Below are 26,289 nucleotides of genomic sequence, written 5' to 3'. Positions count from 1 at the left end.
CCGTCGCCATGCTGAGCATCGTCAATACGCTGTTCAAGACCTACCTGAGTCGCTACCGCCGCGAGCTGCAGGCCCATTACGACCGCCCGCATGAATTGCAGCGGGAAGTCCTCCTCCATTTACTGCGCACCAACCGGCAGACGGCCTTCGGACGCGAGCACCAGTTTGACCGCCTGCTGGCCGACCCCCGGCAGTTCGCCTCTTCTGTTCCCGTGCGCAACTACGAGGCCCACCGGCCCTACATCGACCGTATCCTGGCTGGTGAGGAGCGCGTCCTGACCCAGGATCCCCCGGCGTGGATCGCCACCACCAGCGGCACGACGGGGGCGGTGAAGTACTTGCCCATACCCCAGTCGGCCATCGGGTCCATCCACCTCAAGGGCAGCTGGCTCAGCCTGGCCGCCCTCTACGAAAAGAACGAGGCGCTGGAAGTCTTCAGCCACAAGAACCTCCTCATCGGCGGGGCCTACCAGGGCATTCACGAGCCTTCGGGGCTCCCGAAAGCGGACATCAGCGCGGCCATCATCCTCAGCATTCCACGCATCATGCGGCCGCTCTATATTCCCGACGTGCAGCTGGCCACGGCGGCCAATTACGAGGAAAAGATCGAGAAGATCGCCCAGCAGGTGGCCTTCGAGCCCGGCATTACCATCCTGGGCGGTGTCCCTACCTGGAACCTGCCGCTCTACCGCCGCATCCTGGAAATCCACGGTGGAGATACGATGCTGGACGTGTGGCCCGATGCCTCGGTGTTCAAGCACGGTGGGGTAAATTTCGAGCCCTACCGCGCCCAGTTTGAGCGGCTGTTCCCCAAACCGGGCTTCATCTTCCAGGAAATCTACAACGCCACCGAAGGCTTCTTCGCGGTGCAGGACCGCGACGACCTGCGGACCATGCTGTTGCTGCTTTCCACGGGGATTTACTACGAATTCATTCCCTGGAACGACTACCAACAGGGTAGCATGGAGGCCGTCCCCCTGGAAGGGGTGCGGAGGGATGAGATCTACGTCATGCTCATTACCACTGCGGCCGGCCTGTACCGTTACCCGATGGGCGACCTCATCCGGTTCGCGGAAACCGATCCCTACCGCATCACCATCGTCGGCCGTACCCAGGAATTCATCAATGCCTTTGGGGAAGACCTGCTGCGTTCGGAAGCCGAAGGGGCACTGATTGAGGCGTGTGATGCTTCGGGGGCGGTGGTCCGGGAATTTACCGTGGCCCCCCGCTACATCGAAGTGGACCGCAAGGGCAGCCACCAATGGATGATCGAGTTTGATCAGGCCCCGGCGGACCTTGAGCGGTTCAATCGGACGCTGGACGAGGCGTTGCAGGAGAAGAATGCGAACTACCGCACCAAACGGACCAATGATTTCGCCATCGAGCGGCATACCCTCACCGTGTTACCGAGCGGGTTTTTCCGCCAGTGGCTGGCCGACCGCGGCAAGCTCGGAGGGCAGCACAAGGTGCCCCGCCTGGTCAACCACCGCGGGGTAGTGGACGAGCTGCTGCAGCGTCTGGCGTCCACTTCCGATTGAGGGGAGGGTGGCCCAGGCTGAAAAACACCGCGTGCAGCGCCTGGGTCAGCCGGTTGTCGCCCCGGATCTCTACGGCACCGGGCAGGTACTGCCGGTACCGCTGGTGGATCTTCATTCGATCCCGGGCATCGGGGTGCTCGCGCAGCGGGTCATAGCTCCAGGGTAAATCGGGGCGGCAGAGCAAGGTAAGGTCGTAAGTACGTTGACGGGCGGCACTCAGGACCACCGGGTCGCAGTAGCCATACTTCACTTCGGACCAGACGCGGATCACTTCCGGCCCCGTGTCACAAACCAAAAAGGAAGCCCCTGTAGCAAGGGCTTCCTCCTCGGCCCGCCGTTGGCGGCGCCAGATTCGGGGCAGGTCTTCGGCGGTATAGGGCCGTGGCAGTTCCTGCAGGTAGTGGCGGGCCTGTTCGGCGACGAAGATGCCGTCGAGGGCCCAGGCGAGTTGGCGGGACAGGGTTGATTTGCCCGAAGATTCGGGTCCGGTAACGAGAATCCTCAACTATCGCTCGAGCTTGATTTTCTGCCGTTTCTTCTCGGCTTTCAGTTTCTCGCTCTGCTCGCGCATTTCCTCACCCATCTGCTGGCTGGCCACGAAACTGGCGGTCATGTTGGCCAGCATATCGGAGCCGGCGGTGGGGGCGTTGGGCAGCATGATGAGGTTGGAGTTCACGTTCTCGCCCATGCTCTGCAGGGTGTCGTAGTGCTGGGTAACCACGATCAGGGCGGAGGCTTCCTGGCTGTTGATGCCGACACTGTTGAGGATGTCGACCGACTCTTCCAAACCTTTGGCGATCTCGCGGCGCTGGTCGGCGATACCCTGGCCCTGCAGTCGCTTGGATTCGGCTTCGGCGCGGGCCTTGGCCACGATGCGGATGCGGTCGGCTTCGCCTTCGTATTCCGCGGCCAGCTTCTCGCGCTCGGCGGCGTTGATGCGGTTCATGGCCACCTTTACCGTGGCGTCGGGGTCAATGTCGGTCACCAGGGCCTTGACGATGTTGTAGCCGTAGCTGGTCATCGCCTCCTGCAGTTCGGTCTTGATGGCGTTGGCGATGTCGTCCTTGCGCTCGAAGACGTCGTCGAGTTTCATTTTCGGCACCTCGGCGCGGACCACGTCGAAGATGTAGCTGTTGATCTGCTCGTAGGGGTTGTCGAGCTTGTAGAAGGCATCGTAGACGCTCTCCGGGCCGACGGCGAACTGGACGCCCACCTTAAGTTTGACGAATACGTTGTCCTTGGTCTTGGTTTCCACGTTGACGTCGAGCTGCTGCACCTTCAGGCTCACCTTGCCCGCGACGCGGTCGATGAAGGGGGCCTTGAAGTGAAAGCCCGGCCCGCGGATGGAATGGAAGCGGCCGAGCCGTTCCAGAATGGCGGCGCTCTGCTGGCGGACGGTAAAGAAGCTTCCGGTAATCACCAACAGGGCGAAGACCAGGATAACGATGAGTGCGATGGACATGATCGGAGATTTATGGTAAGATAACATTCCCCGGGGAATGCAGTTGCGCCCCAGCGATACCGTTGAGCGGCGGGGGAGGGGCGTTGGTCGAGAATACGGGAACCCGCGCACCGCCGCCCGATCGCGAAAGGGGTGGACTACCGCGGGATTTTCCGTATCTTCGCACCACAAGCGCGCTCACGGGAGCCGCCAGACCCTGGTAATGCCTTAAATGGCACTACCGGGTTTTCTTTTACTAAGCCAAAGTTTCCGCACGATATGTACGAACTGAACGATACCTACAAAGCCCACCTAGACGCCATCGCCGACGCGATCCAGGCCAGCCCCATCCTGGCCCAGTACCTGGAGGAGGAAGAGGATGAATACTACGAGGCCCTCAAGGCGGAATTCGAACCCCAGATCGAGGCCGCCCATGAGCAGATCAACCACTATTCCCCCTTCGAGATCGAGAGCTTTGAGCGCTACCTGCTGGACGACCGCTTCGAGGGATTGTTCCTGCCCCGCGTGCTGGGCTACAGCGTGCTGCGGCCCCAGATCAACGAGCACTACTACTACACCCGCCAGAACGACCACTTCGGACAGGTGCTGAACTACATCGCCGGAAACATGAACTTCGACCAGCTCCGCAGCCGCATCGGGCAGGCGGTGCAGGTGGGCTTTGCGCTGAGCAGCGACATCTACGTCACCGGACTGGTGGACGCCATCCCCACCAAGCGGGTGCGGCAATTCCTCCTGCAGCAGAAGTCCGACGACGCCCGCACCGCCGCCGGCCGCAAGCAGATCTACGACCGCTACAAGCGGCAGTTCAAGAGCCGCAATTACCAGTACGCTCCCTTCCCCGTGGAGCCCGTGGAACTGATCTCCCACACCGACCACATGGTCAACTTCCTGCTGTACCGGGTATCGAACGCGGAACTGAACAACGACGCCCTGCCCGCGCCCCTCTTTGAATTCGCTACCAACCCCGACTTCGCCGGTCGGCGTGAACTGATCGAGCCGGTGCTGATCTATGGCGCCTACCTGACCCCCGAAGAGGAGACCAAGGATGCCATCGTAGAGGTGATGAACCGGGAACGGAAGGACAACGGCGACCGCGTAACCAGCCAGGTCATGAACTTCATCCTCCGCCTGAAGAACGACCCGACGGTAACCTTCGGTCCTGAGCAGGAGCTTGCCCTGGGCACCATCATTGACCGCAGCATCGACGATGAGCTGACGGCCTACTTCAACCTTACCGACCGCATCCACGGGGAAGGCTACACCGAACCCGAGGTACAGGAGGCCATCCAGGAGGAAGTGCTGAAGCACGACGGTCTGAGCGACTTCAACGAGAACATCCGCCAGAGCATCCTGGTGTACTTCGACCGCCTGGCGACCAGCCTGGGTACCGATGACTACAACGAGTGGTACAGCGTGACCGGCAAGCACTTCCCGGTGTACATGAAGATCTTCGCCAACGAGCAGTTCAACCAGGAACTGCGCCGCCTGGCCATCCGCTACACCAAACGGCTCATCAAGGTGCACACCAACAAGCGGGGCAAGGACTACCGCGACATCAAGAAGACCACCGTCTCTACCTGGACGGACTACAACTTCATGAACGAGAAGCAGCTGAAGGAATTCTTCAAGACGCCACGGAAGCGGAAGAAGACGGAGTCTTAGTCAGCGCGATCGACAACACGTCGTCGAAGCGATTGGCGAAGTGTGCCGTAAGCCCCTCCTTGAGGTAGTCATCGAGCTCTTCGTAGTCCTGGCGGTTCTCCTCCGGGAAGATGAGGGTATCGATGCCTACCCGGCGGGCGCCGATGGTCTTTTCCTTCACCCCGCCAATGGGTAGCACCCGGCCGGTCAGCGTCAGCTCGCCCGTCATGGCCAGTCCGTCCCGCGGGGGCTGACCGGTAGCCAGGGTATACAGGGCCAGGGCCATGGTGATGCCCGCGCTGGGACCGTCCTTGGGCGTGGCGCCCGCCGGGACGTGGAGGTGCACCTGGTGTTTGTCGTAGTAATGATTCTCCTGCCGGCTGAGCAGCGACTTTACGTAGCTGAGCGCGATCTGGGCACTTTCCTTCATCACGTCCCCCAGTTGGCCCGTTAGGCGGAAACCGCCGGACTCCGCCGGTATACCCTGGGCCTCGATGTAGAGGGTAGCACCGCCCAGGGCGGTATAGGCCAGTCCCAGCACCACCCCGGGAATGGGCTCACCGTACAGTTTCTCGGTATTGAAGCGGGGGCGGCCGAGCATATCCTGGATGGTATCCACGGTAACCTCAAAGGTGTGCTGGTCGGTCTCGGCCTGTTTCAGGACCAGCTTGCGGATGATCTTGCGGATCTGTTTTTCCAGGTTTCTGACTCCCGCCTCCCGGGCGTAGCGGTCGACGAGGAAATCCAGGGCCTCCTCCGTGAAAGTGACTTCGTCGGTAGCGAAACCGTGCTCCTTCAGCTGGCGGGGGATGAGGTACTCCCGGGCGATGTTGATCTTTTCTTCCTTGATGTAGCCGCTGAGGCGGATGACTTCCATGCGGTCCATCAGGGGGCCGGGAATGGTATCCAGTTGGTTCGCGGTCGTGAGGAAGAGTACGTTGGAGAGGTCGTAGGGCACGTCGAGGTAGTGGTCCACGAAAGCGTCGTTCTGCTCGGGGTCCAGCACCTCGAGGAGGGCCGAGGCGGGGTCGCCGTGGCCGCTGCCCAGCTTGTCGATTTCGTCGATGAGGATGACCGGGTTGCTGCTTTTGGCCCGGTCGATGGCCTGGATCAGCTTGCCGGGCATGGCGCCGATGTAGGTGCGGCGGTGGCCCTTGATCTCGGCCTCGTCGCGCATCCCCCCAACGCTGAAGCGGTAGAATTCCCGTCCCAGCGCCCGCGCGATGCTCTGCCCGATGCTGGTCTTGCCCACGCCGGGCGGGCCCACCAGGCAGATGATGCTGCCGGCCACGGAGCTGCGCTTGATGATGGTGGCAAGGAACTCCAGGATGTTGTCTTTCACATCGTCCAGCCCGTAGTGGTCGGCATCGAGGATGCGCCGGGCCTCAGCGATGTCGTTGGTGTCCGGGCTGAACACCCCCCAGGGCAGGCCGGCCAGGGTTTCCAGGTAGGTGCGGGTGACGTTGAACTCCGGGCTCTGGGTATTGAGGGACCGGAGCTTGCTCATTTCCCGGTCGAACACTTCCCGCACCGGCTCCGGCATTTCCTTGCCTTCCAGCATGCCGAGGATGCGTTCGGAGATGGACTCTCCCTCGTCCTGCTCTTCCCCCAGTTCCCGGCGGATGGCCGAGAGCTGTTCCCGCAGGAAGTATTCCTTTTGCTTGGCGTTTACGCCTTCCTCGATCTGCTGGTTGATGCGCGACTGGATCTTGGCAACCTGTAGCTCATCCTTGATGATGTTCAGCAGCAATTTGGCGCGTTCGGTAATGTTCCAGCACTCGAGCAGCTCCTGGAGCTTTTCCTTTTCGGAGCTCACCAGGTTGGAGATCACGTCGATGGTCTGGCCAGGCTTGTCGTAGTTCAGCTGGGTGACCACCATATTCACCTGTTCCTGGAAGAGGGGATTCAGGGCGAGGAGACTCTTGATGTCGGAGCTGATGGCCAGCATGTAGGCTTTAAGCTCCGGATCGGGCTTGATGGAGGGTTGGTTGTCGTATTCCACCCGCCACCGCAGGCTCGGTTCGGTCTGCACTACCCGCTGGCGGCGGAAGCGCTTGATGGTGCGGCCCAGGACCTGGATTCCGTTGGGGCCCATCGGCATTGCCTTGATTATTTGGTAAACCGTACCAACGTCATAGTATTCAGACTCCCGGTAATCGTCTTCGTTGGTTTCCTTTTCCAGAACGGCGCCGATGTAGCCGTCGTGTTGCTCAACGGCAATTTTCAGGGCGGTGAGTTTATCCTGGCCGCTGAAGGTCATGGGCAGGGCGGTACCGGGAAAGATGGGGCGCTGGGAAAGGGGCAGGATGGTGAGCAGCTGGGGCAGGGAAGGGTCGATGAGTTGCATGGCAACGTCATGCATCATTCCGTTAATGTCGTTTTGTTGGGTCTCGTCTTGCAAGGGCGTGGACTTTGGCTTTCGGTACAATACTGAGGTCCGTTGCCATTTGTTCAGCCCGGGAATTACCTTGCAGGGATGCAGAAATCAATTGTGATAACGGGAGCCACGGGTGGCTTCGGGCGGGCCTGCGCCGCCCGGTTTGCCCATGCCGGTTACTTCCTGGGGCTCTTCGACCTGGATGAAGCGGGGCTGAAGGAAATGGAAGACTCCTACGGTCCGGAGCGGTGCTTTGTCCGGCGGGTCGACGTTACCGACGCCGAGGATTGCCGTCGGGCCCTGACGGAGTTCGGAGCGCGCAGCGACGGGCGGCTGGATGTACTCCTGAACAACGCCGGCATCATCAACGTGGGCGATTTTGAGCGCCTGCCATTAGCAACAGAACAACGGGTCGTGGACGTCAACGTCATGGGCGTCATGAATATGGCGTACCACGCCCACCCGCTGCTGAAGCGTACCCCCGGTGCCCGGCTCATCAACCTGGGCAGCGCCGCGGCCCTCCACGGCAATCCCGAGATGGTGGCCTACAGCCTCAGCAAGCGGGCGGTGAACAGCTTCACGGAAAGCCTCGATATCGCCTGGGCAGCGGACGACATCCGGGTGTGCGACGTCAACCCGATGTACGCCCGGACGAACCTCATCACCGCCAACCGTCACCTGCTGCGCAACCTGCCCGAACGGAAGATCCGCCTCACCGCCGAGGACGTGGCCGACGCGATGGAGAAGTGCCTGAACAGTCGGCGGGTGCACCACTACGTGGGCACCGATACCCGTTTCTTTTCCCTGGCCGGGGGACTGTTGCCGTTCCGCCTACGGCGCTTTCTGATGAAGAAGGTAATCGGCTACTGATGCCGTTCCGCCAGGCGGTGGAGCTTTTTGAAGGCCGGTCCCAGATGGTGGATGAGGTCCTCGGCCAGCAAGCTTTCCTGCCCCACATCCCGGGCAGCCAGATCCCCCGCCAGGCCGTGGAGGTAAACACCGAGGCGGGCCGCATCGGCCGGGGGGTAGCCCTGGGCCAACAGCCCGGTGAGGATGCCGGTTAGGGCATCTCCCGTGCCTCCGGTACCCATACCGGGGTTGCCGGTGGTATTGAAGAACAGCTCACCGTCCGGGGTGGCCACGGCGGTGTACCCGGTTTTCAGGACGATCACGGCGTTCAGCTCCCGGGCCTTGGCGAGCTGGAGTTGCCAGCGCTGAAAGTCGTCATCGGTAGCCCCGAACAGCCGCTCAAATTCCTTGGGGTGGGGGGTAAGCAGGCTGCCCGCCGGCAAGGTGGCTAGTTTTTCCGGTGTGCCGGCCAGGATGTTGAGGGCGTCGGCGTCGATAACCAGGGGGCGAGGGAACTGTTCCAGTAGCTGGAAGACCGCCTGTTGGGTAGCCGGTTTGGTGCCCAGACCGGGACCCACCCCGACCGTGTCGTACTGCGTCACGTCCTCCTGCAGGGCGGAGACCATATACCGGTGCTGGTCGATGCTGCACATGGCTTCCGGAATGCTCATTTGCAGGATTTCGTAACCCACCCGCGGAATGTGGACGGTAAGTAGCCCAGCCCCCGCCCGCAGTACCGAACGGGCGCTGAGGACGGCCGCCCCCATTTTGCCGAAACCACCGGCGACCAAGAGGGCGTGGCCGAAGGTGCCCTTGTGGTCATTCGCCCGCCGTGCCTTCAGCAGGGCCGCCACCGGCCGGGGGGTAAGCATCCGGGGTGGGGGGCTGGCACCGTCGGCCGGGGCCGGAGGGTCGGCCAGGCGGAAGGGCACCAGCTCCCAGTGACCGAGGTATTCCGTGTTTGCCGGTGCGAAGAGCGCCAGTTTGGGATAGCCGAGGCTGAGGGTGCGGTCGGCGCGGACAATGGCTCCCGTGGAGGGCTCGTCGGTCCGCAGGCCGCTCGGCAGGTCTACCGCTACGCGGGTCACGGGTTGTTCGTTCAGGTGTTCGACCAGCCAGGCCCAGTAGCCCTCGATCGACCGGCTCAGGCCGGTACCGAACAGGGCGTCGATCACAATGCTGCGCTTGCGAAAGGAGGGCAGGGCGTCGCCTTCCCGGAGGGTGCGGATGTGTACTCCTACGTCCTTGGCCCGGCGACGGTTATCCTGGTGGTCGGGCGACGCGGGTGCAATGTCGGCCGCAACAACGCTGATGGTGTAGGCTTCGAAGCGCAGCAGGCGGGCGATGGCCAGCCCGTCCCCGCCGTTGTTTCCGGGGCCGCAGACCACGACGACTTCCCGGGATTTATCTGCAAACAATTCAGTGAACCGCTTGGCCCAGGCGGTGGCGGCACGTTCCATGAGTTCCAGGCTGCTGATGCCGTCCTGTTCCAGGGTTGCCTGGTCGAGCTCCTGATGCTGCTGGGCCGTGAGGATGCGCATGGCGGTTTACTGTTCGGTTTCCAGCTCGTCGTCTTTGCGGTCGAACTTCAGCACGCGTTTGCGGCTCTTGAACGGAACGTAACGGTAGGGTCGCTCCTGGAAGTCGGTTAGCAGGGTGTCCGCGGCCAGGCTGGCGCGGTTGAGCCGCTGGTAGATCTCGTCGTCGGTCAGCAACTTGCCCAGGGTGCCCTCCCCGTTCTGCACGTCCTCCATGACGGCGGTGACTCCGCCCAGGGCCCGGTCGGCCTCGTCGAGGGTGCCCCGCAGCCGCACGATGCTGGTATTGACTTCCTCCACCGTCTGCTGCAATTGGAGATTGCTGAGGTTGCTCGTCAGGGTGTCGGCGTTGCTGATGATGCTGTTGATGCTTTCCTCCCGGTCGGCGAGGGTGCCGGTGACGTTTTCCAGGTTCCGGAAGGTGGAGTTGATCTGGCGGGAGTTGGCGTCCATGATGCGCTGCAGGGCCAGGGTGGTGGCCCTCAGGTTCTCCATGGTGACGGCCAGGTCGCGGGAGGCGCGGGCGATGGGGTTATCGCTGTCTTCGCTGAACAGGGTCCACTTCAGGCTGTCGACGGCCTCACCGACCTGCTCCTTGATGCCGGAGGTGGGGTCGGCGTCCGGGTCGGTGCCGAGGAAGCTGGCCAGGATACCCTTGGAAGCCCCGGTAAGGAAAGTGCCACTCTCTGCGCAGTCTCCATCGCCGAAGCAGGGGCGGTCGTACTGCAGTTCCACGGCCTTTTCGCCCAGCAGGCTGACGGTGGTGATGTAGGCCCGCGTGCCTTCCGGGATGTTGACGTTTTTGCGCACCTCCAGGGTCACGACGACCTGCTTCTTTTGCTGGTCGAGCTGGATGGCTTTGACGGATCCCACGGATACGCCGCTGATCTGCACCGGCGTGCCGACGGTGAGGCCGGCTACGTCCTTGTATTCAACGAAATAGGTCTGGGACGAAGTGAAGAGATTGCTCCCCTGGATAAACTTGAAACCCCAGAAGGCCAGTAGAATAGCCACTACGGCCAGGATTCCAATCTTTACTTCGTAACGCATAAGGAGGGGTCATAATGAGGGGCGCATGATGCGCCCTGGATGAAACACGCGACTGTAACGCAACGGCCGCAAGTTAGGTTTGCCGGCGGCTTATTCCTCGATCTCGTATTCCTTGATCTTGCGGTAGAGGGTCCGTTCGCTGATGCCAAGCTCGTTGGATGCCTCCTTACGGCGCCCGTTGTGCTTCTTGAGGGCCTTGGCGATGAGGTCTTTTTCCGCGTTGGCCAGGCTCAGGTCCTCCTCTACGATTTCGCTGCGGTCGTACTGCCGCTGCAGACCGGTGTCCACAATGATGGGATCCTCGTTGGCCCCCCGGAATTCATCCATCTCCACGCCGGCCCGGCGGTCGATTTCCTCGGCCGCGTCGGGGTAGGCGCCCGGCAGCTGCAGCGACCGGATCTTGCCCATGTCGGGCACCCGCAGGTCGTTGTTGCGGATGAGCTCAAAGATGAGCCCCTTGAGGTCGTTCAGGTCGGCCTTCATGTCGAAGAGGACCTTGTAGAGGATCTCGCGCTCCTGCATTCCCTCCGTGGCGGCGGTACCGGTCACGGCGGGCAGGTTCCTTTCGCGGAGTTTGGGCATCATGGACAGCAGGTCCACGGCGGCCAGTTCGCGCTTTTCGGCCAGGATGCTCAGTTGCTCGGCGACGTTCTTGAGTTCGCGGATGTTGCCCGGCCAGCGGTAGTTCTCCAGCAGCCACCGGGCCTCGTCGTCAATCTGAATAGGGTCGAAGCCCTGCTTTTCGGCGAAGTCGTTGGCGAAGTAGCGGAACAGCAGATATATGTCCTCCGCCCGCTCCCTCAGACTCGGTAGTTCAATATTCACGGTCGCCAGGCGGTAGTAGAGGTCCTCACGGAACTTGCCGCTCTTGATGCGCTCGGTCAGCTTGCGGTTCGTGGCGGCTACAATGCGCACGTCGGTCCGCTGCACCGTGCTGGATCCCACCCGGATGAATTCCCCGCTCTCGAGTACCCGCAGGAGGTAAGTCTGGGTATCCAGCGGCATCTCTCCGATCTCGTCCAGGAAGATGGTACCTCCGTCGTAGCTCTCGAAGTAACCCTTGCGGTCGCCGGTGGCGTTGGTGAAGGCCCCCTTGACGTGGCCGAACAGCTCACTGTTGATGGTGCCCTCGGGGATGGCCCCGCAGTTGATCGCGATGAACTTCTCGTGTTTGCGGGGGCTGTTGTCGTGGATGATGCGGCTGAAAACCTCCTTGCCGACCCCCGATTCCCCGGTGATGAGGATGGACAGTTCGGTAGGGGCCACGCGTACGGCGGTATGCAGGGCATTTTCCAGGGCGGGGGACCGTCCCACGATGCCGTAGCGGCGTTTGATGCTGGTGTAATTCGACATGGTGTATTCTCTCTGGGTATGGTGGTCGGGTGGGGCGGGTGCTTAGTTGGAGGGGGTGGTCTGCCGTCCGAGCAGGGTAGCGCTCGTGGCGTCTTCCACGGTAACGTAAACATAATCGCCCGCCGCGGTCCCCGCTACTTTCGGGAAGATGACCATCTTGTTCTGGGTGTTGCGGCCCTTCCAGTCGGCGTCCGACCGCTTGCTTTCCCCTTCGATGAGGACGCGGAAGGTCTTGCCGATGTCCTGGCGGTTCAGCTCGTCGCTCAGGGCGGTCTGCCGGTTGATGATCTCCTGCAGCCGGCGCTTTTTCACCTCCAGGGGCACGTCGTCCGTCAGCTTCCGGGCGGCGGGGGTTCCGGGGCGCTCGGAGTAGTAGAACATGTAGGACATGCTATAGCGGGCGTAATCGATCATGGAAAGGGTGTCGAGGTGCTCCTCCTCCGTCTCCGTACAGAAGCCGGTGATGATGTCGGAGCTGATGGCGCAGTCAGGCATGATCTCGTAGATGCGGTCGATCTTTGCCTTGTACCACTCCCGGTCGTAGGTCCGGTTCATCAGGTCGAGGATGCGGCTGTTGCCCGATTGCACCGGCAGGTGGATGTACTTGCAGATGTTGTCGTGGTCGCGCATGGTGTAAAGGACTTCGTCGGTGATGTCCTTCGGATGGCTGGTACTGAAGCGGATACGCAGGTCGGGGTCAACCTGGGCGGCAAGGCGCAGGAGCCCGGCAAAATTGACCACCTCCCCGGTTTCGGGGTTCGTCCACTTGTAGCTGTCGACGTTCTGCCCGAGAAGGGTAACCTCCCGGAAGCCCCGATTGAAGAGGTCGGTCGCCTCGGCCACGATGCTGAACGCATTGCGGCTCCGTTCCCGCCCGCGGGTGTAAGGCACCACGCAGAAGGAACACATATTGTCGCAACCCCGCATGATGGAAATGAAGGCCGTTACCCCGTTGCTCTGCAGCCGCAGGGGATTGATGTCGGCGTAGGTCTCCTCGCGGCTGAGAAAGACGTTCACGCCCTTTTCCCCTTCTTCGGCACCGGCCACCAGGTTTGGCAGATCGCGGTAAGCGTCCGGACCGACGACCAGGTCGACCAGCTTTTCTTCTTCCAGGAACTTGGCCTTCAGCCGCTCGGCCATGCAGCCCAGTACGCCCACCATGGTGCCGGGGCGCTTCCGCTTCACCTTGTCAAATACCCGCAACCGCTTGCGGACCGTGTCTTCGGCCTTTTCGCGGATGGAACAGGTGTTGATGAGGATGAGGTCGGCCACCTCCAGGTTGCGGGTAGGGCCGTAGCCGGCTTCTCCCAGGATGCTGGCCACGATCTCGGAATCGCTGAAATTCATCTGGCAGCCGTAGCTTTCGATGTAAAACCGCTTGCCGTCCGGAGCCGTCTCCAGCGCTACTTCGCCGTACACCTGCCCCTGGGCAGATTCGTCGACGACCTTTACCAGGTCGAGATTCTTAATGGTCGGATTATCGTTGTACATCGGCTGCCGCTTTAGCGCGCAAAGGTAGTATTTTTAGCTGACAGATTGTCAGTGTAACCGCCCTAATGTGGGTCCGTCATATGATACGCCGCCCCGCTGACCCCCGGCCGGCAACAATGGCCCCACCCAACCGTTTTCGAGCAAAGTCCAACCGCGATGTACCGTATTCTGCTGATTGCTTTCGTCCTGATTTTTGCCGGCGGCTGTACCTATACCGCAAAGATCACCGACGGTGCCACGGCCGTGGAACGCAAGCAGTACGACGTGGCCGTACCGATGCTCCAGCGGGAATACAAGCGGGCTAAGTCCCGCGGACAGCAGGGTGCCATCGCCATGAACCTGGCCATCAGCTACCGGGAAACCGGCCGGGACGAACCCGCCGTGGAGTGGTTCCAGACCGCCTACGACAACGGGGTCGGCCCGGACGCCCTCCGCGAAAAGGCCGCCGCCCTGAAGCGGCTGGAACGGTACGAGGAAGCCATTCAGACCTACACCGACCTGGGATTTGAAATCGGGTCCCGTTACGAATTCCGCAAGGACATCGCCGGCGCCGAACTGGCCATGCGGCTGAAAGCGGAACGGGAAGCCCAGAAGGTGCCGGAATACGAAGTGACGCCGGTGGCCTTTAACAGTGCGGGCGCCGACTACGCCGCCGTAGCGCTAAACGACCAACTGGTATTCACCAGCGACCGCAGCGCGGCCACCGGGGAGGAAACCTACAAGTGGACCGGCCGCAGCTTCAGCGACATCTTTACCACGGATGACCCGACCTCCGGAGCCGTCAGCCCCTTCAATCCGTCCGTAAACACGGAGTACAACGAAGGCACCCCCGCCTTCAGTCCGGACGGCAACACCATGTACTTTACCCGTTGCAGCCCACCCGCCAAGCGCAGCGACGCCTACTGCGGCATCTACCGCAGCGAACGCACGGGCGGAGGCTGGTCCCCGGCGGAGAAACTGCCCTTCGTGACCCCGGATGCCAATTTCATGCACCCCGCGGTAAGCGCCGACGGCACCCGCCTCATCTTCTCCGCCAACCTCAACGAAGGGTGGGGGGGCTACGACCTGTACACCGTCGACCGGCTGCCCGACGGCAATTGGAGTCAGCCCGACCTGATGAACCGCGCCATCAATACCGACGGCAACGAACAGTTTCCCACCCTCGACGGCGACACCCTCTACTTCTCCAGCGACGGGCTCGAAGGATTAGGTGGCCTGGACATCTTCCGCACCTGGCCCATGGAAGACGGGCGCTACGCCGCCCCCCGTAACCTGAAAATGCCGATCAACAGCGGAGCGGATGATTTCGCTTATATCATCGTGCAGCGCAACGGAACCGGCGTAGGCTCTACCACAACCGGTTACTTCAGCAGCTCCCGCCCCGGCGGAGCCGGCAGCGACGACATCTACGCCTACACCAAAACGGTGCTCCCGCCGCCCCCGCCCAGCCCTGATCCCGTGGTATATCGCAACGTGCTTGACGTCACCGTCGTGGAGAAAATCTACGAGGAGCCCGGCAACCCCCGCAGCCGCGTGCTCGGCCTGCGCCCGGTGCCTAACGCCACCGTCATCGCCAGTATCGGCGACCAGAGCCGTACGGTTTCCACCAACGAGGAAGGACAATTGAGCCTGGTCCTGGCCGACGACCAGCTGTACCAGTTCCGCGCCGAACGCCCCGATTACCTTTCGGACGAAGGGCGATTCAGCAGCCGCAACCTCCCCCGGGACCCAGAGGCGCCGGAACAGCGCTACGAACTGGAACTGGAGATTGAAAAGATCTTCCGCAACCAGGAGATCGTCCTGGAGAATATCTACTACGACTTCGATGAAAGCTCCATCCGCCAGGATGCCCAGCCAACGCTTAATGAACTGGCCGAAGTGCTGACCCTCAATCCCGACATCCGCATCGAGCTGGGCAGCCATACCGACTGCCGAGGCCGCGACGCCTACAACCAGACCCTCAGCCAGGCCCGCGCCCAGGCTGCCGTCGATTACCTCATCAGCAAGGGCATCAGCACCGACCGACTCGCCGCCCGGGGTTACGGAGAAAGCCAGCCCATCGCCGAATGCGTCTGCGAACGCTGCACCGAAGACCAGCACCAGCTGAACCGGCGGACTACTTTTCGGATACTTGAGTGATTTACGGGGTCAAGGGGTCAAGGGGTCAAGGAGTAAATAGGTCAAGGGGTCAAGGATGTTCCATTCACCCCTCGCTTCGCTCGGGTGGGTACAGTACCATCTACCCTCTTTCCCGTGACCCGTCCCAAGCGAAGCGAGGGTTAATTGTCACGTTATTGACCCCTTAACCCCTTGACCCCTTGACCCCTTGACCCCTGGGCAGCCGCATCGCGTTGATATTTTCCCGTGACCCGGCCCGAGCAAAGCGAGGGATAAGTGTCACGCAATTGACCCCTTGCCACCTTAGCTCCTTGACCCCTTGCCCCTCCTTAACTCTTAGGCAACCGTACCGCCTTAATCATGTATCCTTCCGAGCTTTCGTAGTCGTACAGTTCGATCTGCGTTTGCTCGATGAGGATGTTTACCAGGGAGTAGGTGGTCCCGATGGCGTAGCCCTTGTTGGCCAGGTATTGGGTGACGAACCACTTCAGCCCCACGTAGGTCGTGAAATTGAGGTGAAGTGCCTCGTGCAGTTCCTCCAGGATTTCCTCGGCGGTGATTACGCGGTAGCCCGGGGGGGCGGTATCGCGGTAGGTATTGGTTTTGTGTTCCAGCTTGATCTTGCCGATGATCTTCGGGCCCGTCAGTTTTACGCGGTGGTCTCCGCGTTCCTGTCCGTGTTCCGAGCGGGCGGCCAGGGAGGCGGCGGCGGACTCTTCGGGGGAGGAGTGGGAGGTGCGGTTGGTGATCTCCTGGGCCTGTTGCACGGCGGCCTCGGCTTCTTCCTGTTCCTCGCGCACTACTTCGGCGGCGGCCTGGTGGATCGCCTGCTTTTCCTTCAGGGAGAGCACGATTTCATCAATGTGGCTTTCGGCCTCCTTGATGATGGAGGTCAGTTCAGCCGAAAGTTCGATGCCCTTGCGTAACTCGCTGTGAAAGAAGGTGGCCTGGTGAGCGACCTTATTCCGGATTTTGGACATTTCCTTCCACAGCCGCTCGAAATTCTTGTCGCGGAAGAAAGTCTTGAAGTACTTGGTGTAGTTGCCTTCGAGGTTGCTCTTCAATTCCTGGAGCTCCTCCAGCGTCTCGATGCTGGTGAGCTTCTCCAGCACCTTTTCCGGCTCGTTGAAACCGGTGGATTGCTTGTAGATCAGCAGGCCGAGGTCGTCGAAGTCGGCGAACTCGATGTCGCTGTTGATGAAGTAGCTGAACTGGTTGGACCGGTTGCGCTGCCGGGCCTTCACCTTCTCGATCATCTTGGGGGTGGCCGTCACTTCCCACCACGACATCCCCACTCGCTGGAAGAAGAACTTGATGAGGTAGCGGCGCAGCAGGTTCTCCACCGAGTTGATCTTGGGGTACAGCTGGTTGGCGATCTCGCTGCTGATGTCGTCCTGCAGGACGCGTAGGTGGGCAAAGCGAAGTTTTTCACTGAGGTGGCGCAGCAGCCGCTGGCGAAAGGGCTCGAGGGGTTCAAACATTGGGCTTTCTACCCGCAGCACGAAGGCCGCTTCCACGAGGTCGGTCAGAATTTTGGAGGTGTCAACATTGATTACGGATACCGTCAGGCCACTTTCGCCCTTGATGTAGTCGTGGCCATTCTTGTCCTTCGTGATGATGGGCGAACGGCCGTTCCAGACGTCATTGCTGTAACTGATCGCGTGAATAAAGCCGCGCTGATCGCTGATGTCGTCGGGGTCGATGCAGAGAAGTTCGAAGATGAAGTTGGAGGGCATATCATAGATAATTGACTAGTAGTTGATAAATATTGGATTCCCGGAAATATAGCCATTTCGCCACGGAGGGCGACAACGGTCGCTGTCGTACTTTTGCCGCCCACCGTAAGAAACCGTTAAAGCGCTATCCAACCAACCGCGGAACCCAAGCGGGCATCGTTGCCCTGGCAAGATATTTTTTCAGCTTGACCTACCTTCCCCTGCACCCGCGCTCCGCCGCCCTGATCTTCGGACTTCTCCTGCTTTCCAGCTGGGCGGGGGCGCAGGTGGACAGTTCCGCCGTACAGCCCGGGTTCGTCGGCTCCACGGCCCAGTACCGGATGAGCAAGGACAGCCTGGACGCTCCCGTGGACTACAGCAGTCGCGACAGTATGGAGGTGGACCTGGAACGGCAGCAAATCCACCTCTACGGGGAGGCCCGGGTACAGTACCAGCAGATTAACCTGCAAGCCGACCACATCGTCCTGGATTACGGCACCAACCTGGTGGTAGCGGAGGCCTGGCCGGACAGTTCCGGAACGCCGAGAGGTGATCCCCAGTTCAGCGATGGGGGACAGGAGTTTAGCGCCAAGACCATAAAGTATAACTTCAAGACCCAGAAGGGAATTGTGACCGAAACCGTCACCACCCAGGACGACGTGTTCGTGCGTGGTGGCAAATCAAAGTTCGTCAGCGGGGCCATCCAGACCAACGACAGTACGCGGTCCGACGTGATCTATACCGAAGGTGCAATCTTCACGAGTTGCTCCCTCGACCACCCCCACTTTGGCGTACGGACTTCCAAGGCCAAAGTGGTGCCGAACAAGTTGGCGATCATCGGGCCATCCAACCTCGAGATCATGGGGGTGCCGACGCCTTTTTGGCTGCCCTTTGGCTTCTTCCCGTTGAAGAGTGGGCGGAGTACGGGCCTGCTTTTCCCCAGTGACTACCAGTACAGCCAGCAGTGGGGGTTCGGCTTCCAGGGCATTGGCTGGTTCTTCCCCCTGGGGGAGCACGTCAATCTGCAGGCCACCGCCGACATCTACCTGAACGGCACCTTTACCCTGAATACGGCGACCAGCTACCGGCGGCGGTACAAGTATTCGGGCAACTTCGACTTCAGCTACCGCCACCTCCGCCAGGAAAACCGGGAGCTGCAGCAGTTCGTCGACCGGGGCATCAGCCTGGGCTGGCGGCACCGGCAGGACCAGCGGGCGCATCCCACCTTCAACTTCGGGGGATCGATCAATTTCCAGACCAACCTGGCCGACCAGCGCTTCCTTAACAGCTACGAAGCGGTCAGCACCAACGTGATCCGTTCGTCGATGAACATCACGAAGAACTTCCCCAACCTGAAGTCGACCCTGACCGCGGGCCTCAACCACAGCCAGAACAACCAGACGCGACAGATCTCCGTTAGCTTCCCCGACGCCCGCTTCCAGACCCAAACGATCTACCCCCTGAGGAACCTGCCGGGCAACCTGAACGCCTGGTACAAGAAACTGAGCTTTCGCTACACCAGCCAGCTCAAAACGGAATTCAGCGGCTCGGACACCACCTTCTTTACCCAGCAGACCTTTGACGAGGCTCGCTATGGGTTCCAGCACAGCGCGAATTCCGCCCTCAGCCTCAACGTGCTGAAGTACTTCAACGTAAGCCCCAATGCGAGCTACTCCGAGGTATACTACGGGAAAACCCTGGAGTATTTTCTGGATCCCTCGACGATCAAAACCGAGGAGGTGATCGACGACGAAGGCAACGTCCGCATCGATACCACCTCCTTTGCCTCCATCGCGAGCCGGCTCAACCCCGGTCTGGCCAGCTACCGGACCTTCAACGCGGGGGTAAGCGTGAGTACCCAGCTGTTTGGCACGGTGCGGCTGGGGGGCAAGGGGCTGTTTGGCCTCAAGGGATTGCGCCACGTGATGAAGCCCTCGGTGTCCGTGTCCTATAGTCCGGACTACTCCAATGCCCGGGACTACATCAGCGGCCTTCCATACTTCATCCAGGAGAACATGATTGACCCCGCGCGGGGCAACCCCAACCGGTTCGTCACCCCCTTCGCCGGTCAGATCTTTTCCGCTCCGAGCATGAGCGACCTCAGCTTCCGGGCGAGCTACAGCATTTCCAACCTCTTTGAAGCCAAGGTCTACAGCCGCAAGGACAGTACCGACAACATCGTCAAGTTGTTCCAGAACATCGGCGTGAACGGCAGCTACAACCTGGGCGCGGACAGCCTGCAGTGGAGTACGATCAGTGTAGGGGGGAGCACCCGGTTCTTCAAGGGACTGTCGCAGGTGAACCTGCGGGCTACCCTGGATCCCTACATGACCGTATTTGACCCGGAGACGAATAGAGTAGAGCGGATCAACCGTACCACCCTGAGCGACCGCGGGGTGCCCTTCCAGTTGAACCAGTTCAACGGCACGATTTCCACCAACGTTACAGTCGCCAAGATCCGACAACTGTTCCAGGGGGAGGAGGAAGAGTACGTCACCGACATTGCCGAGGAGCGACGGCAGCGGCGGGAAGAAGAAAACACCCTGTTTGAAGAAACCGACATCCTGAGCCTCTTCGAGAAATTCAGCATCCGCCACACCCTCAACTACAGCCTCGACCGTGAGGTTTCGGACGTGGCGGGGGCGCGGGATACCCTGCGTTTCAATACCACGGCGAACAGCCTGGAACTCCGGGGTGCCCTCCAGCTTACCGAGAACTGGAGCGTGAACGTGGGGCAGATCGGCTACGACTTCACCAGCAAGCGGATCACCTATCCCTACCTCAGCTTTGCCCGCGACCTCCACTGCTGGGAAATGCGTTTCAGCTGGGCGCCGCAGCGGAATACCTACCAGTTCAGTATTGCCGTCAAACCTGGCACCTTTGACTTCCTCGAAGTCCCCATCAATCAGAACCGCTACGACGGTCAGCGATTGTTCGGGAACTAAAAAACCCGTCCTGCCGGGAGGCAGAACGGGTAAGTAGATAATTGGTCGGCGACCAGCTTCCTACATCGTATTGCGGGAGGAACGGGTAGCGTAGAAGTCGCTGGTGTAGAAGTCGTCGTCCAGGCGATCGGCATTCCGGTGGGTATCGGAGGAGTAGCGATCGCGGTTGTAGCTGCTGCCGTAATCGTGGAATCCGGACAGGTAGTCATTGGTGTCGATTTCGTAGCCCGTGGAATACCCTTTATCACGCTGTGAACGGGGGTAATCGGTGAAGTGGTCGTAACCCACTCCGGAAACCGTGACGCTGCGCGAGGACTTGTCGATGTGGATCAGTCCAACGGGGATCAGTGCGTGGCGATCCTGGTCGGTGTAGAGGCCGCGCTCGTGGCGGTTGATGATATCGTCGTCAATCTCGACTTCGACGTAGCGGACCAGTTTGGCCTGGGTATCGGCCAGAAGGCCTTCGACCTCGCCGATGGATTCTCCGGAGGGAAGTTTCACGGTGTAGCCCCGGGGATCTACGTCGTCGTGGTGGACTTTGTAACCGGATAGGTCATCGAGAAACTTCAGCCGGCTGTTGTTGGTACGGGCGTGGCCGTTCTCGCGGGTATTGGGATCATTGACTATGGTACTCATGGTTGATGGTTTTGAAGTTAGGAAATGGTGGGACTGAGGGGTTAGCTCATCCGCTCCAGTACCATGCGGGCCTGCCGGAAGAAACTACGAACGTCCTCTTTCTGGTTAAGGGTAAGCGTTTCCGGGGTGATGGCCTGGGCTTCCTGCCGCAGTTTGCTCAGGTCCTCGGCACTTTGCCCATTGTAGGCTTCATTGTCAATGTTCTCGAGCATTTCGGTGATCATCATGGCCGCTTTTCTGATTTTGTCGGCGTGGTCACCGGCCAGGGGGTCCTTCATGATGTCGTCGGAAAGTTGCTCCACTTGATTGACCTTGTCCTGCATGGCAGCATCGGTGGTCAGGCCTTTGTTTTCGGCCAGTGCTACGGTTGCGCGGGCTAGTTCGGTCAGGGCCTGGTGACTGAACTCGTGGTCGAGGCCCATTTCACCTTCCATGTTCTCGGTAGTGGCCAGGTACGCACTTACGGCTCCGGTGTAGTCGTCGTCGGTCTCGTACTCCTTGTAGTTGTTGTTCTCATCGATTCCGGTGGCAACGCCGGCAACGCTGTCGTCGTCTTCAAGGACTTCCTCCGTATAGGTCTCGTCGGACTCCTCAAAGGCTTCGGCGATTCCCCAGACGGCCAGTCCCAGGATGAGCAATCCGATGATCCAGGGCCAAATGGATCCACCGCTTTTCTTCTCTTCGATTCTAATCTGTGTCATGATAAATGTGATTTAATGGTTAATTGATGGCTTCCCAGGCCCCCTCAGTGGAGGGACCTGATAGCCTGATTTTAGGGGAAAGCGGAATTACCGCGCTCCCTCCTTCTGCCGCTTGCCGTTGCCGTCGTTCTTGACGATGTCGACCTCGGTTTCCCGGGCGGTTTCCCGAATCTTTTCGGTGCGGGTGTCGACGTTCTTGCCGACTTTGATCTCTTCCACTACGCGGGCCTTTTTCTCTACCACAGCCTCTTCGGAGGTTTCCTGGACGGTGATGTTCTGGTCCTTGAAAGCATCTCCGGAAGCGGGGCGATCGACCTTGTTGCGTTCGATGAAGGCCTCCTCGGTTCGCAGGCGAAGCGTTTCTTCAACGGGGCGTTCGACAATGTGGCTGCGCACTGAGATGCTGCCGGTGTTCACGTCGCGTTTTCCAACGGCTACGTCTTCCTTTACTACGTCGATCGTTCCGCCGCCGTCAACATCCCCGTAGCGTTCGGTGAGGGATTTCCGGTTCTCCTCCGCATTGAAGCGGTTGTTTTGGTACTGTTCATAACGGTCGTCGAGGTCGATGGCGCCGTACTTGTCCAGTATGGCGGCGGCGCGTTTGGCCTTTTCCATGTTTGCGGTATGAACGGTTACTACCGTTCCCCGGCTGGCTACTTCGCGGGCGGCGTCGCGCCGGCGGTACTTCTTGTCCTGGTCGTCCTGGTCGTCAAAGAGGCGGTCAAAAAAACCTTTTACTTTATTGGAGTCACGGTGGTAATTCTCGCCTACCGTTCCGTGCTCTCCGTACTTGCTTACGTCTACGGCGTGGCCGGTGAAGCCGGCTTCGGCCAGTGCTTTCTTGGCGCTGCGCGCCTGGGTCATGGTGTCAAATACTCCGATTACGGTCTGATTATTCTGCTGATTCATACAAATGAATTTTGGGTTAGGAAATGAATAGGGTAGGGTCCCGGCTCAAGCCGGTGCGGACCCCGGTTTTTCACGAGAGATGGTTACTTTTTCCGAGCGCAGGGGTACGGACTCTTTTCGTTCCGTGACCTCCCTGTGCGGTGTAAGGTGGATTTCTTCCACGAGCACCAAGCGTTTCGTGACGACTTCCTCTTCCCGGACGACGGGAATGATGAGGTTTTCGCCTTCGAAGCGTACCCGGGGCATTTGGTCCACCACGCGGTTGGCCGGAATGCGCTGTTCCCGGTAGGTGGTTTCGATGGTGGTCAGTGGGACCTCCACGGTTTCGGTGGCTACCCGCTTCTCTACACGGACTTCACCGGTGACGGTCGGCTGGCTGGAAATACGGAGTCGCTCTTCGACCACCGGAACGGTGGTTTCGTCTGGGGTTACATACTTGTTGATCCCCTCTTTTTCGTGCCTTTCATCGTCGTCCGTCATCACTTATATATGTTACCCAAAGGGGTATATGTTCTGAAAAATGAGCTGTTTTCCCCGGGGGTAGCTACTTCCGGGCACGAAAAAACCCCCGATCAGCAAGCTGATCGGGGGTTCCGGAAAACCAGTCGGGATTAGCGCCCGGGTTTACTTGAAGATGTAGCGAACGCCGAGCTGCATGGTCCAGCGGCTGCTGCGGAGGCCGGAGTCGTCCAGGTTGTCGTTGAAGATCTCATCGGGCTGCGCGCCGTCCAGGATCTCGCGGTTGACGGTGTAGGTGGGGACGCCGTCGTCGGAAAGGTCTTCGAGGTTAACCAGTGAGTAGGTACCGAAGCCGAGGCTGTTGATCTGACCCCACTCCTTGTTGAGGAGGTTGTTGAGGTTGAAAACGTCCAGGGAGAACTGCAGGGTGTTGCGGTGGCCCTTGCCGGTTTCGATGTAGAAGTCCTGCAGGAAGCGGGCGTCGAAGATCGTCTTGAAGGGCGACCAGTTGCTGTTCCGCTCGGCGTACTGTCCACGGTTCTCGCTCAGATAGGGATCGGACTCGATGAAGGCATCGAGGGCGGCGTACTGCTCGGAGGGGGAGTTGCCGTTGCGGTCTTCCACCAGGTTGATCTCACTGGCGCTGGCGGGGATGTAGGCTACTTCGTTGAAGTCGAAGCCGAAGTCGTTGACGAAGTTCCGGTTGGAAGCGCCGACTACGTAGGTGTAAGCACCGCGTACGTCGCCGTTCATGAACACCGAGAAGGTCTGCTTGGTGTTCTTGATGCCTTCGTAGATGTAGGTAGCCGAGCTGAAGACACGGTGACCGGCGGCGAAGGCGGAACGCTGAACGGGGCCTTCGTTGTTACGACCCTCGGGGTTGTAGTATCCACGCCACTGCGAGGAGTTCTGGCTCGAGGTGCCGTCGAAGAGACTGTAGCTGTCGCCGTAGGAGTAGCCCAGGGTACCAACGAATCCGTTGGTGAAGGGCTTCTGCAGCACGGCGCTGAAGTTCCAGCTGTATCCCTTGTCGGTGTTGGTGCCGAGGTAGATACCGGTGTAGGTGCGGTCCAGGGCGCTGGAGCTGGTGTAGTACACGCGGTTGTCGGGCGAACCGGTCATCCGGGCGATGTTGGAGGGGTCCAGGTTCAGGCTCTGGTAGCGAACGTAGTTGTTGAACTTGGTGTACAGACCTTCCAGGGTCAGGATGAAGTTGTGGGGGAGCTGGTAGTCGACTGCCAGGTTGACCTTGGTGGTCTGGGGCAGCTTGAAGTTCTCGGCGAAGAGGTCGATCTGACCCGAGGGGGCGGGGTTGGACAAGTCGATGTCACCGGGAGGCTGGCTGTTGACGTCGGGGTTGAATACCACCTCGTTGCGCAGGCGCACACCGCCGATGTTGAAGCCGTAGTTGTTGTAGGCGCCACCGGGCCATACCAGCGGGATGCGGCTGGTGAAGATGCCGATACCACCGCGGAGCTGCAGGGTCTGGTTGCCCAGTACGTCGTAGTTGAAGCCCAGGCGGGGGCTGAAGAGGATGCTGGACTTGATGAACTGTCCGGTGCGGGCACCCTGGAGGTCATATCCGGCACCTTCCAGCAGGGGGATGGTCTCCTCGTTGAACTGCTGGTTTTCGGGAACGTCGTTGGGCCACAGGGGAACGTCGATGCGCAGGCCACCGGTGAGGCGGAGCTGGTCGTTGACCTGGAATTCGTCCTGAACGTAGAAGCCGATCAGCGACTGCTTGATGGTGGAGATGGCGGCGCTTTCGTCGCCGGTCACGTTATCCACCTGGCTGTAGCTGCGGTCGAACTGGCTGGAGGGCATGCCCATCATGAACTGCTGGACGCCGGTCAGGCTGTCGTTGTCGAAGTACTGGTAGGAACCGAAGTTCTCGCGGACGAAGAGGTTGCCCGCCTTGAAGAATTCGAAGTTGGCACCGATCAGGATGTTGTGGCGTCCGGCGTAGATGCTGTAGTCGTTCTTGATGGTCAGGATGTCCTGGTCCAGCAGGTTGGCGGTAGAGAAGCGGTCGGCACCGAGTTCGATCCGGCCGTTGTCGCCGTCCTGCAGCCGCACGGTGGGGAAGTCGGGACCGAAGGGGTCGCGGTCGTCGCGGACGGTGGTGAAGCCGATGGTGATGTTGTTGGCCGAGTTGTTGAACAGGCTGTTCAGTTCTACGGCCGAGCTGTTGGTCTTGGAGATGAAGTACTCCGAGCCGTTCAGGAAGTTGATGCTGCGGCTGCCGGAGCCACGGGCTTCCAGGTTCTCTGCGTGGACGTAGGAGTGACGTACGGAGAGCTTGTGAACGTTGCTCAGGTTGAAGTCGAGCTTGCCGAGCAGCTTGTCGCTGTTCAGGAAGGCGGTGTTGTTGTCGTAGCTGCCGGGGTTGTATCCGTAGGTGTTCTGAACGAAGTTGCTCAGGCCTTCCAGCTCGCTGGCGCTGCTGGCACCCTGGTAGTTGGCAATGGAGAAGGGTTGGGGGGTCTCGTCGCGCTGGAGTTCAGCGTTGACGAAGAAGAACACCTTGTCCTTGACGATGGGGCCACCGAGGCGGGCACCGTAGGTCTTGGCCGAAAACTCGGCAATGGGGTCAAATTCAAATCCTTCCTCGTTGGTGAATCCGCCCTCACGGGTCAGGTTCTCGTTGCGGAAGAAGTAATAGGCCGAGCCTTCCAGGTTGTTGGTTCCCGAGCGGGTTACGGCGCTGATGGAACCGCCGGCGAAGCCGCTCTGGCGTACGTCGAAGGGAGCCACGGCAACGGTGAACTGCTCAACGGCGTCGATGGAGATGGGCGATACACCCGTCTGGCCGCCGTTGGTGCCCGAACCGGAAAGACCGAAGGCGTCGTTGTTCACGGCACCGTCGATGTAGATGCTGTTGAAGCGGTTGTTCTGACCGGCGATCTGGATGGCGAAGCCGTCGCCTTCCTCGATCTTGGCCAGCGGGTTGAGGCGGGCGTAGTCGGCAATGTTCCGGTTAACGGTAGGCAGGGCGTCGATCTGCTCCTCGCTGATCGTGGTTTCCTGGCCGGTACGCTTGCCGTCGAATACGTCGGAGCGGATGGCGGTAACGGTAACTTCCCCGAGGTTGACGCCACCTTCACCCAGCGCGCGGCTGAAGTTGAAGGACTGGCCCAGCTGGAGGAATACCTCGTCCTGGATGACGGGGTCGTAGCCGATGTAGGTGGCCGAGATGGTGTAGGGGCCGCCTACACGCAGGCCGGGCAGACGAAAGAATCCTTTTTCGTCCGTGACGTTGCCGTAGGTAGTACCCGAGGGAGTGTGGGTGGCCTGAACGGTAGCCCCGATCAGGGGGTCACCGGTGCTGGCGTCCGTCAGCTGTCCGAAAATGGAAGATGTGGTCACCCCCTGGGCGGCCGCGCTAAAAGATAGCAGCGTCACCAGTAGGACGGTGAGAGATGCGGTAAAAAACCTCATACTAAGAAAGATTTGGTTGATTAGGTTCCGGCCTGCACCGGCGTAATTTGCCGCAAAGGTCTATACCTT

General features: G+C 60.3%; 18 protein-coding genes. 5 read left to right on the top strand and 13 right to left on the bottom strand.

Annotated elements, in window-relative coordinates:
* Positions 1–8: 8 nt before the first annotated feature.
* Complete coding sequence (locus tag CGL56_RS01395) at positions 9–1,538, top strand: GH3 auxin-responsive promoter family protein (RefSeq protein WP_099104712.1); 1,530 nt, start codon at positions 9–11, stop codon at positions 1,536–1,538.
* Here the strand turns inward: CGL56_RS01395 and CGL56_RS01390 are convergent.
* A complete protein-coding gene (locus CGL56_RS01390) occupies positions 1,480–2,043 on the bottom strand; it encodes an AAA family ATPase (protein ID WP_099104711.1) in 564 nt (187 codons plus the stop codon). The two genes, CGL56_RS01395 and CGL56_RS01390, sit on opposite strands and share 59 nt — an antisense overlap.
* Complete coding sequence (locus CGL56_RS01385; RefSeq protein ID WP_099104710.1) at positions 2,044–3,000, bottom strand: SPFH domain-containing protein; 957 nt, start codon at positions 2,998–3,000, stop codon at positions 2,044–2,046.
* 258 nt (positions 3,001–3,258) lie between these two features.
* Here CGL56_RS01385 and CGL56_RS01380 point away from each other — a divergent pair, with 258 nt between their 5' ends.
* Entirely contained in the window at positions 3,259–4,662 is a 1,404-nt protein-coding gene (locus CGL56_RS01380; RefSeq protein WP_099104709.1) for a hypothetical protein, read from the top strand.
* On the opposite strand, the gene lon is transcribed toward CGL56_RS01380, so the two are convergent.
* Complete coding sequence (lon, locus tag CGL56_RS01375) at positions 4,625–7,006, bottom strand: endopeptidase La (protein ID WP_099104708.1); 2,382 nt, start codon at positions 7,004–7,006, stop codon at positions 4,625–4,627. The genes CGL56_RS01380 and lon overlap by 38 nt on opposite strands.
* Positions 7,007–7,117: 111 nt before the next feature.
* Between lon and CGL56_RS01370 the strand changes: the two genes are divergently transcribed.
* Positions 7,118–7,888 carry an SDR family oxidoreductase gene (locus CGL56_RS01370; protein WP_099104707.1) on the top strand — a complete coding sequence of 257 codons (771 nt, stop codon included), beginning with the start codon at positions 7,118–7,120 and terminating at the stop codon, positions 7,886–7,888.
* Here the strand turns inward: CGL56_RS01370 and CGL56_RS01365 are convergent.
* The 4 genes from CGL56_RS01365 to miaB all read right to left on the bottom strand — a co-directional run bounded on the left by CGL56_RS01365 (position 7,882) and on the right by miaB (position 13,299).
* Positions 7,882–9,408 carry an NAD(P)H-hydrate dehydratase gene (locus tag CGL56_RS01365; protein ID WP_099104706.1) on the bottom strand — a complete coding sequence of 509 codons (1,527 nt, stop codon included), beginning with the start codon at positions 9,406–9,408 and terminating at the stop codon, positions 7,882–7,884. The two genes, CGL56_RS01370 and CGL56_RS01365, sit on opposite strands and share 7 nt — an antisense overlap.
* Before the next feature lie 6 nt (positions 9,409–9,414).
* Positions 9,415–10,455, bottom strand: coding sequence for an MlaD family protein (locus tag CGL56_RS01360; protein WP_099104705.1), 1,041 nt, complete (start codon positions 10,453–10,455; stop codon positions 9,415–9,417).
* A gap of 90 nt (positions 10,456–10,545) precedes the next feature.
* Positions 10,546–11,808, bottom strand: coding sequence for a sigma-54 interaction domain-containing protein (locus CGL56_RS01355; RefSeq protein WP_099104704.1), 1,263 nt, complete (start codon positions 11,806–11,808; stop codon positions 10,546–10,548).
* A 42-nt stretch (positions 11,809–11,850) separates the two neighbouring features.
* Positions 11,851–13,299 (bottom strand): tRNA (N6-isopentenyl adenosine(37)-C2)-methylthiotransferase MiaB, encoded by a 1,449-nt coding sequence (gene miaB / locus CGL56_RS01350; RefSeq protein ID WP_099104703.1) that lies wholly within the window; start codon positions 13,297–13,299, stop codon positions 11,851–11,853.
* Between the two features lie 156 nt (positions 13,300–13,455).
* Between miaB and CGL56_RS01345 the strand changes: the two genes are divergently transcribed.
* On the top strand, positions 13,456–15,438 hold the full coding sequence (locus tag CGL56_RS01345) for an OmpA family protein (protein WP_099104702.1): 1,983 nt from the start codon (positions 13,456–13,458) through the stop codon (positions 15,436–15,438).
* A 308-nt stretch (positions 15,439–15,746) separates the two neighbouring features.
* Here the strand turns inward: CGL56_RS01345 and CGL56_RS01340 are convergent, their stop codons facing one another.
* Positions 15,747–17,153, bottom strand: a complete 1,407-nt coding sequence (locus CGL56_RS01340; RefSeq protein ID WP_099104701.1) for a HEPN domain-containing protein — start codon at positions 17,151–17,153, stop codon at positions 15,747–15,749.
* A 185-nt stretch (positions 17,154–17,338) separates the two neighbouring features.
* Here CGL56_RS01340 and CGL56_RS01335 point away from each other — a divergent pair, with 185 nt between their 5' ends.
* A complete protein-coding gene (locus CGL56_RS01335) occupies positions 17,339–20,077 on the top strand; it encodes a putative LPS assembly protein LptD (RefSeq protein ID WP_099104700.1) in 2,739 nt (912 codons plus the stop codon).
* A gap of 60 nt (positions 20,078–20,137) precedes the next feature.
* Here CGL56_RS01335 and CGL56_RS01330 read toward each other — a convergent pair whose 3' ends face one another.
* The 5 genes from CGL56_RS01330 to CGL56_RS01310 form a co-directional block, all read right to left on the bottom strand.
* Positions 20,138–20,713 carry a YlmC/YmxH family sporulation protein gene (locus CGL56_RS01330; RefSeq protein ID WP_099104699.1) on the bottom strand — a complete coding sequence of 192 codons (576 nt, stop codon included), beginning with the start codon at positions 20,711–20,713 and terminating at the stop codon, positions 20,138–20,140.
* A gap of 41 nt (positions 20,714–20,754) precedes the next feature.
* On the bottom strand, positions 20,755–21,414 hold the full coding sequence (locus CGL56_RS01325; RefSeq protein WP_099104698.1) for a hypothetical protein: 660 nt from the start codon (positions 21,412–21,414) through the stop codon (positions 20,755–20,757).
* Between the two features lie 87 nt (positions 21,415–21,501).
* A complete protein-coding gene (locus CGL56_RS01320; RefSeq protein WP_099104697.1) occupies positions 21,502–22,323 on the bottom strand; it encodes a YsnF/AvaK domain-containing protein in 822 nt (273 codons plus the stop codon).
* Between the two features lie 45 nt (positions 22,324–22,368).
* Positions 22,369–22,803, bottom strand: a complete 435-nt coding sequence (locus CGL56_RS01315; protein WP_099104696.1) for a YsnF/AvaK domain-containing protein — start codon at positions 22,801–22,803, stop codon at positions 22,369–22,371.
* Positions 22,804–22,947: 144 nt separating this feature from the next.
* Entirely contained in the window at positions 22,948–26,220 is a 3,273-nt protein-coding gene (locus tag CGL56_RS01310; RefSeq protein ID WP_099104695.1) for a TonB-dependent receptor, read from the bottom strand.
* Positions 26,221–26,289 lie beyond the last annotated feature (69 nt).

Origin of the sequence: Neolewinella marina (assembly GCF_002631205.1) — a bacterium.
In the GTDB taxonomy this organism is placed as follows: Bacteria; Bacteroidota; Bacteroidia; order Chitinophagales; family Saprospiraceae; genus Neolewinella; species Neolewinella marina.
The sequence above is the reverse complement of the archived record's forward strand: the minus strand, read 5'-3'. Positions and strand labels throughout refer to the sequence as shown.

Coding starts and splice junctions, on each gene's coding strand:
- CGL56_RS01345 (WP_099104702.1), top strand. CDS start 13,456: ATGTACCGTATTCTGCTGATTGCTTTCGTCCTGATTTTTGCCGGCGGC.
- CGL56_RS01370 (WP_099104707.1), top strand. CDS start 7,118: ATGCAGAAATCAATTGTGATAACGGGAGCCACGGGTGGCTTCGGGCGG.
- CGL56_RS01315 (WP_099104696.1), bottom strand. CDS start 22,803: ATGACGGACGACGATGAAAGGCACGAAAAAGAGGGGATCAACAAGTAT.
- CGL56_RS01325 (WP_099104698.1), bottom strand. CDS start 21,414: ATGACACAGATTAGAATCGAAGAGAAGAAAAGCGGTGGATCCATTTGG.
- CGL56_RS01380 (WP_099104709.1), top strand. CDS start 3,259: ATGTACGAACTGAACGATACCTACAAAGCCCACCTAGACGCCATCGCC.
- CGL56_RS01320 (WP_099104697.1), bottom strand. CDS start 22,323: ATGAATCAGCAGAATAATCAGACCGTAATCGGAGTATTTGACACCATG.
- CGL56_RS01340 (WP_099104701.1), bottom strand. CDS start 17,153: ATGCCCTCCAACTTCATCTTCGAACTTCTCTGCATCGACCCCGACGAC.
- CGL56_RS01330 (WP_099104699.1), bottom strand. CDS start 20,713: ATGAGTACCATAGTCAATGATCCCAATACCCGCGAGAACGGCCACGCC.
- miaB (WP_099104703.1), bottom strand. CDS start 13,299: ATGTACAACGATAATCCGACCATTAAGAATCTCGACCTGGTAAAGGTC.
- CGL56_RS01360 (WP_099104705.1), bottom strand. CDS start 10,455: ATGCGTTACGAAGTAAAGATTGGAATCCTGGCCGTAGTGGCTATTCTA.
- CGL56_RS01355 (WP_099104704.1), bottom strand. CDS start 11,808: ATGTCGAATTACACCAGCATCAAACGCCGCTACGGCATCGTGGGACGG.
- CGL56_RS01310 (WP_099104695.1), bottom strand. CDS start 26,220: ATGAGGTTTTTTACCGCATCTCTCACCGTCCTACTGGTGACGCTGCTA.
- CGL56_RS01365 (WP_099104706.1), bottom strand. CDS start 9,408: ATGCGCATCCTCACGGCCCAGCAGCATCAGGAGCTCGACCAGGCAACC.
- CGL56_RS01385 (WP_099104710.1), bottom strand. CDS start 3,000: ATGTCCATCGCACTCATCGTTATCCTGGTCTTCGCCCTGTTGGTGATT.
- lon (WP_099104708.1), bottom strand. CDS start 7,006: ATGATGCATGACGTTGCCATGCAACTCATCGACCCTTCCCTGCCCCAG.
- CGL56_RS01395 (WP_099104712.1), top strand. CDS start 9: ATGCTGAGCATCGTCAATACGCTGTTCAAGACCTACCTGAGTCGCTAC.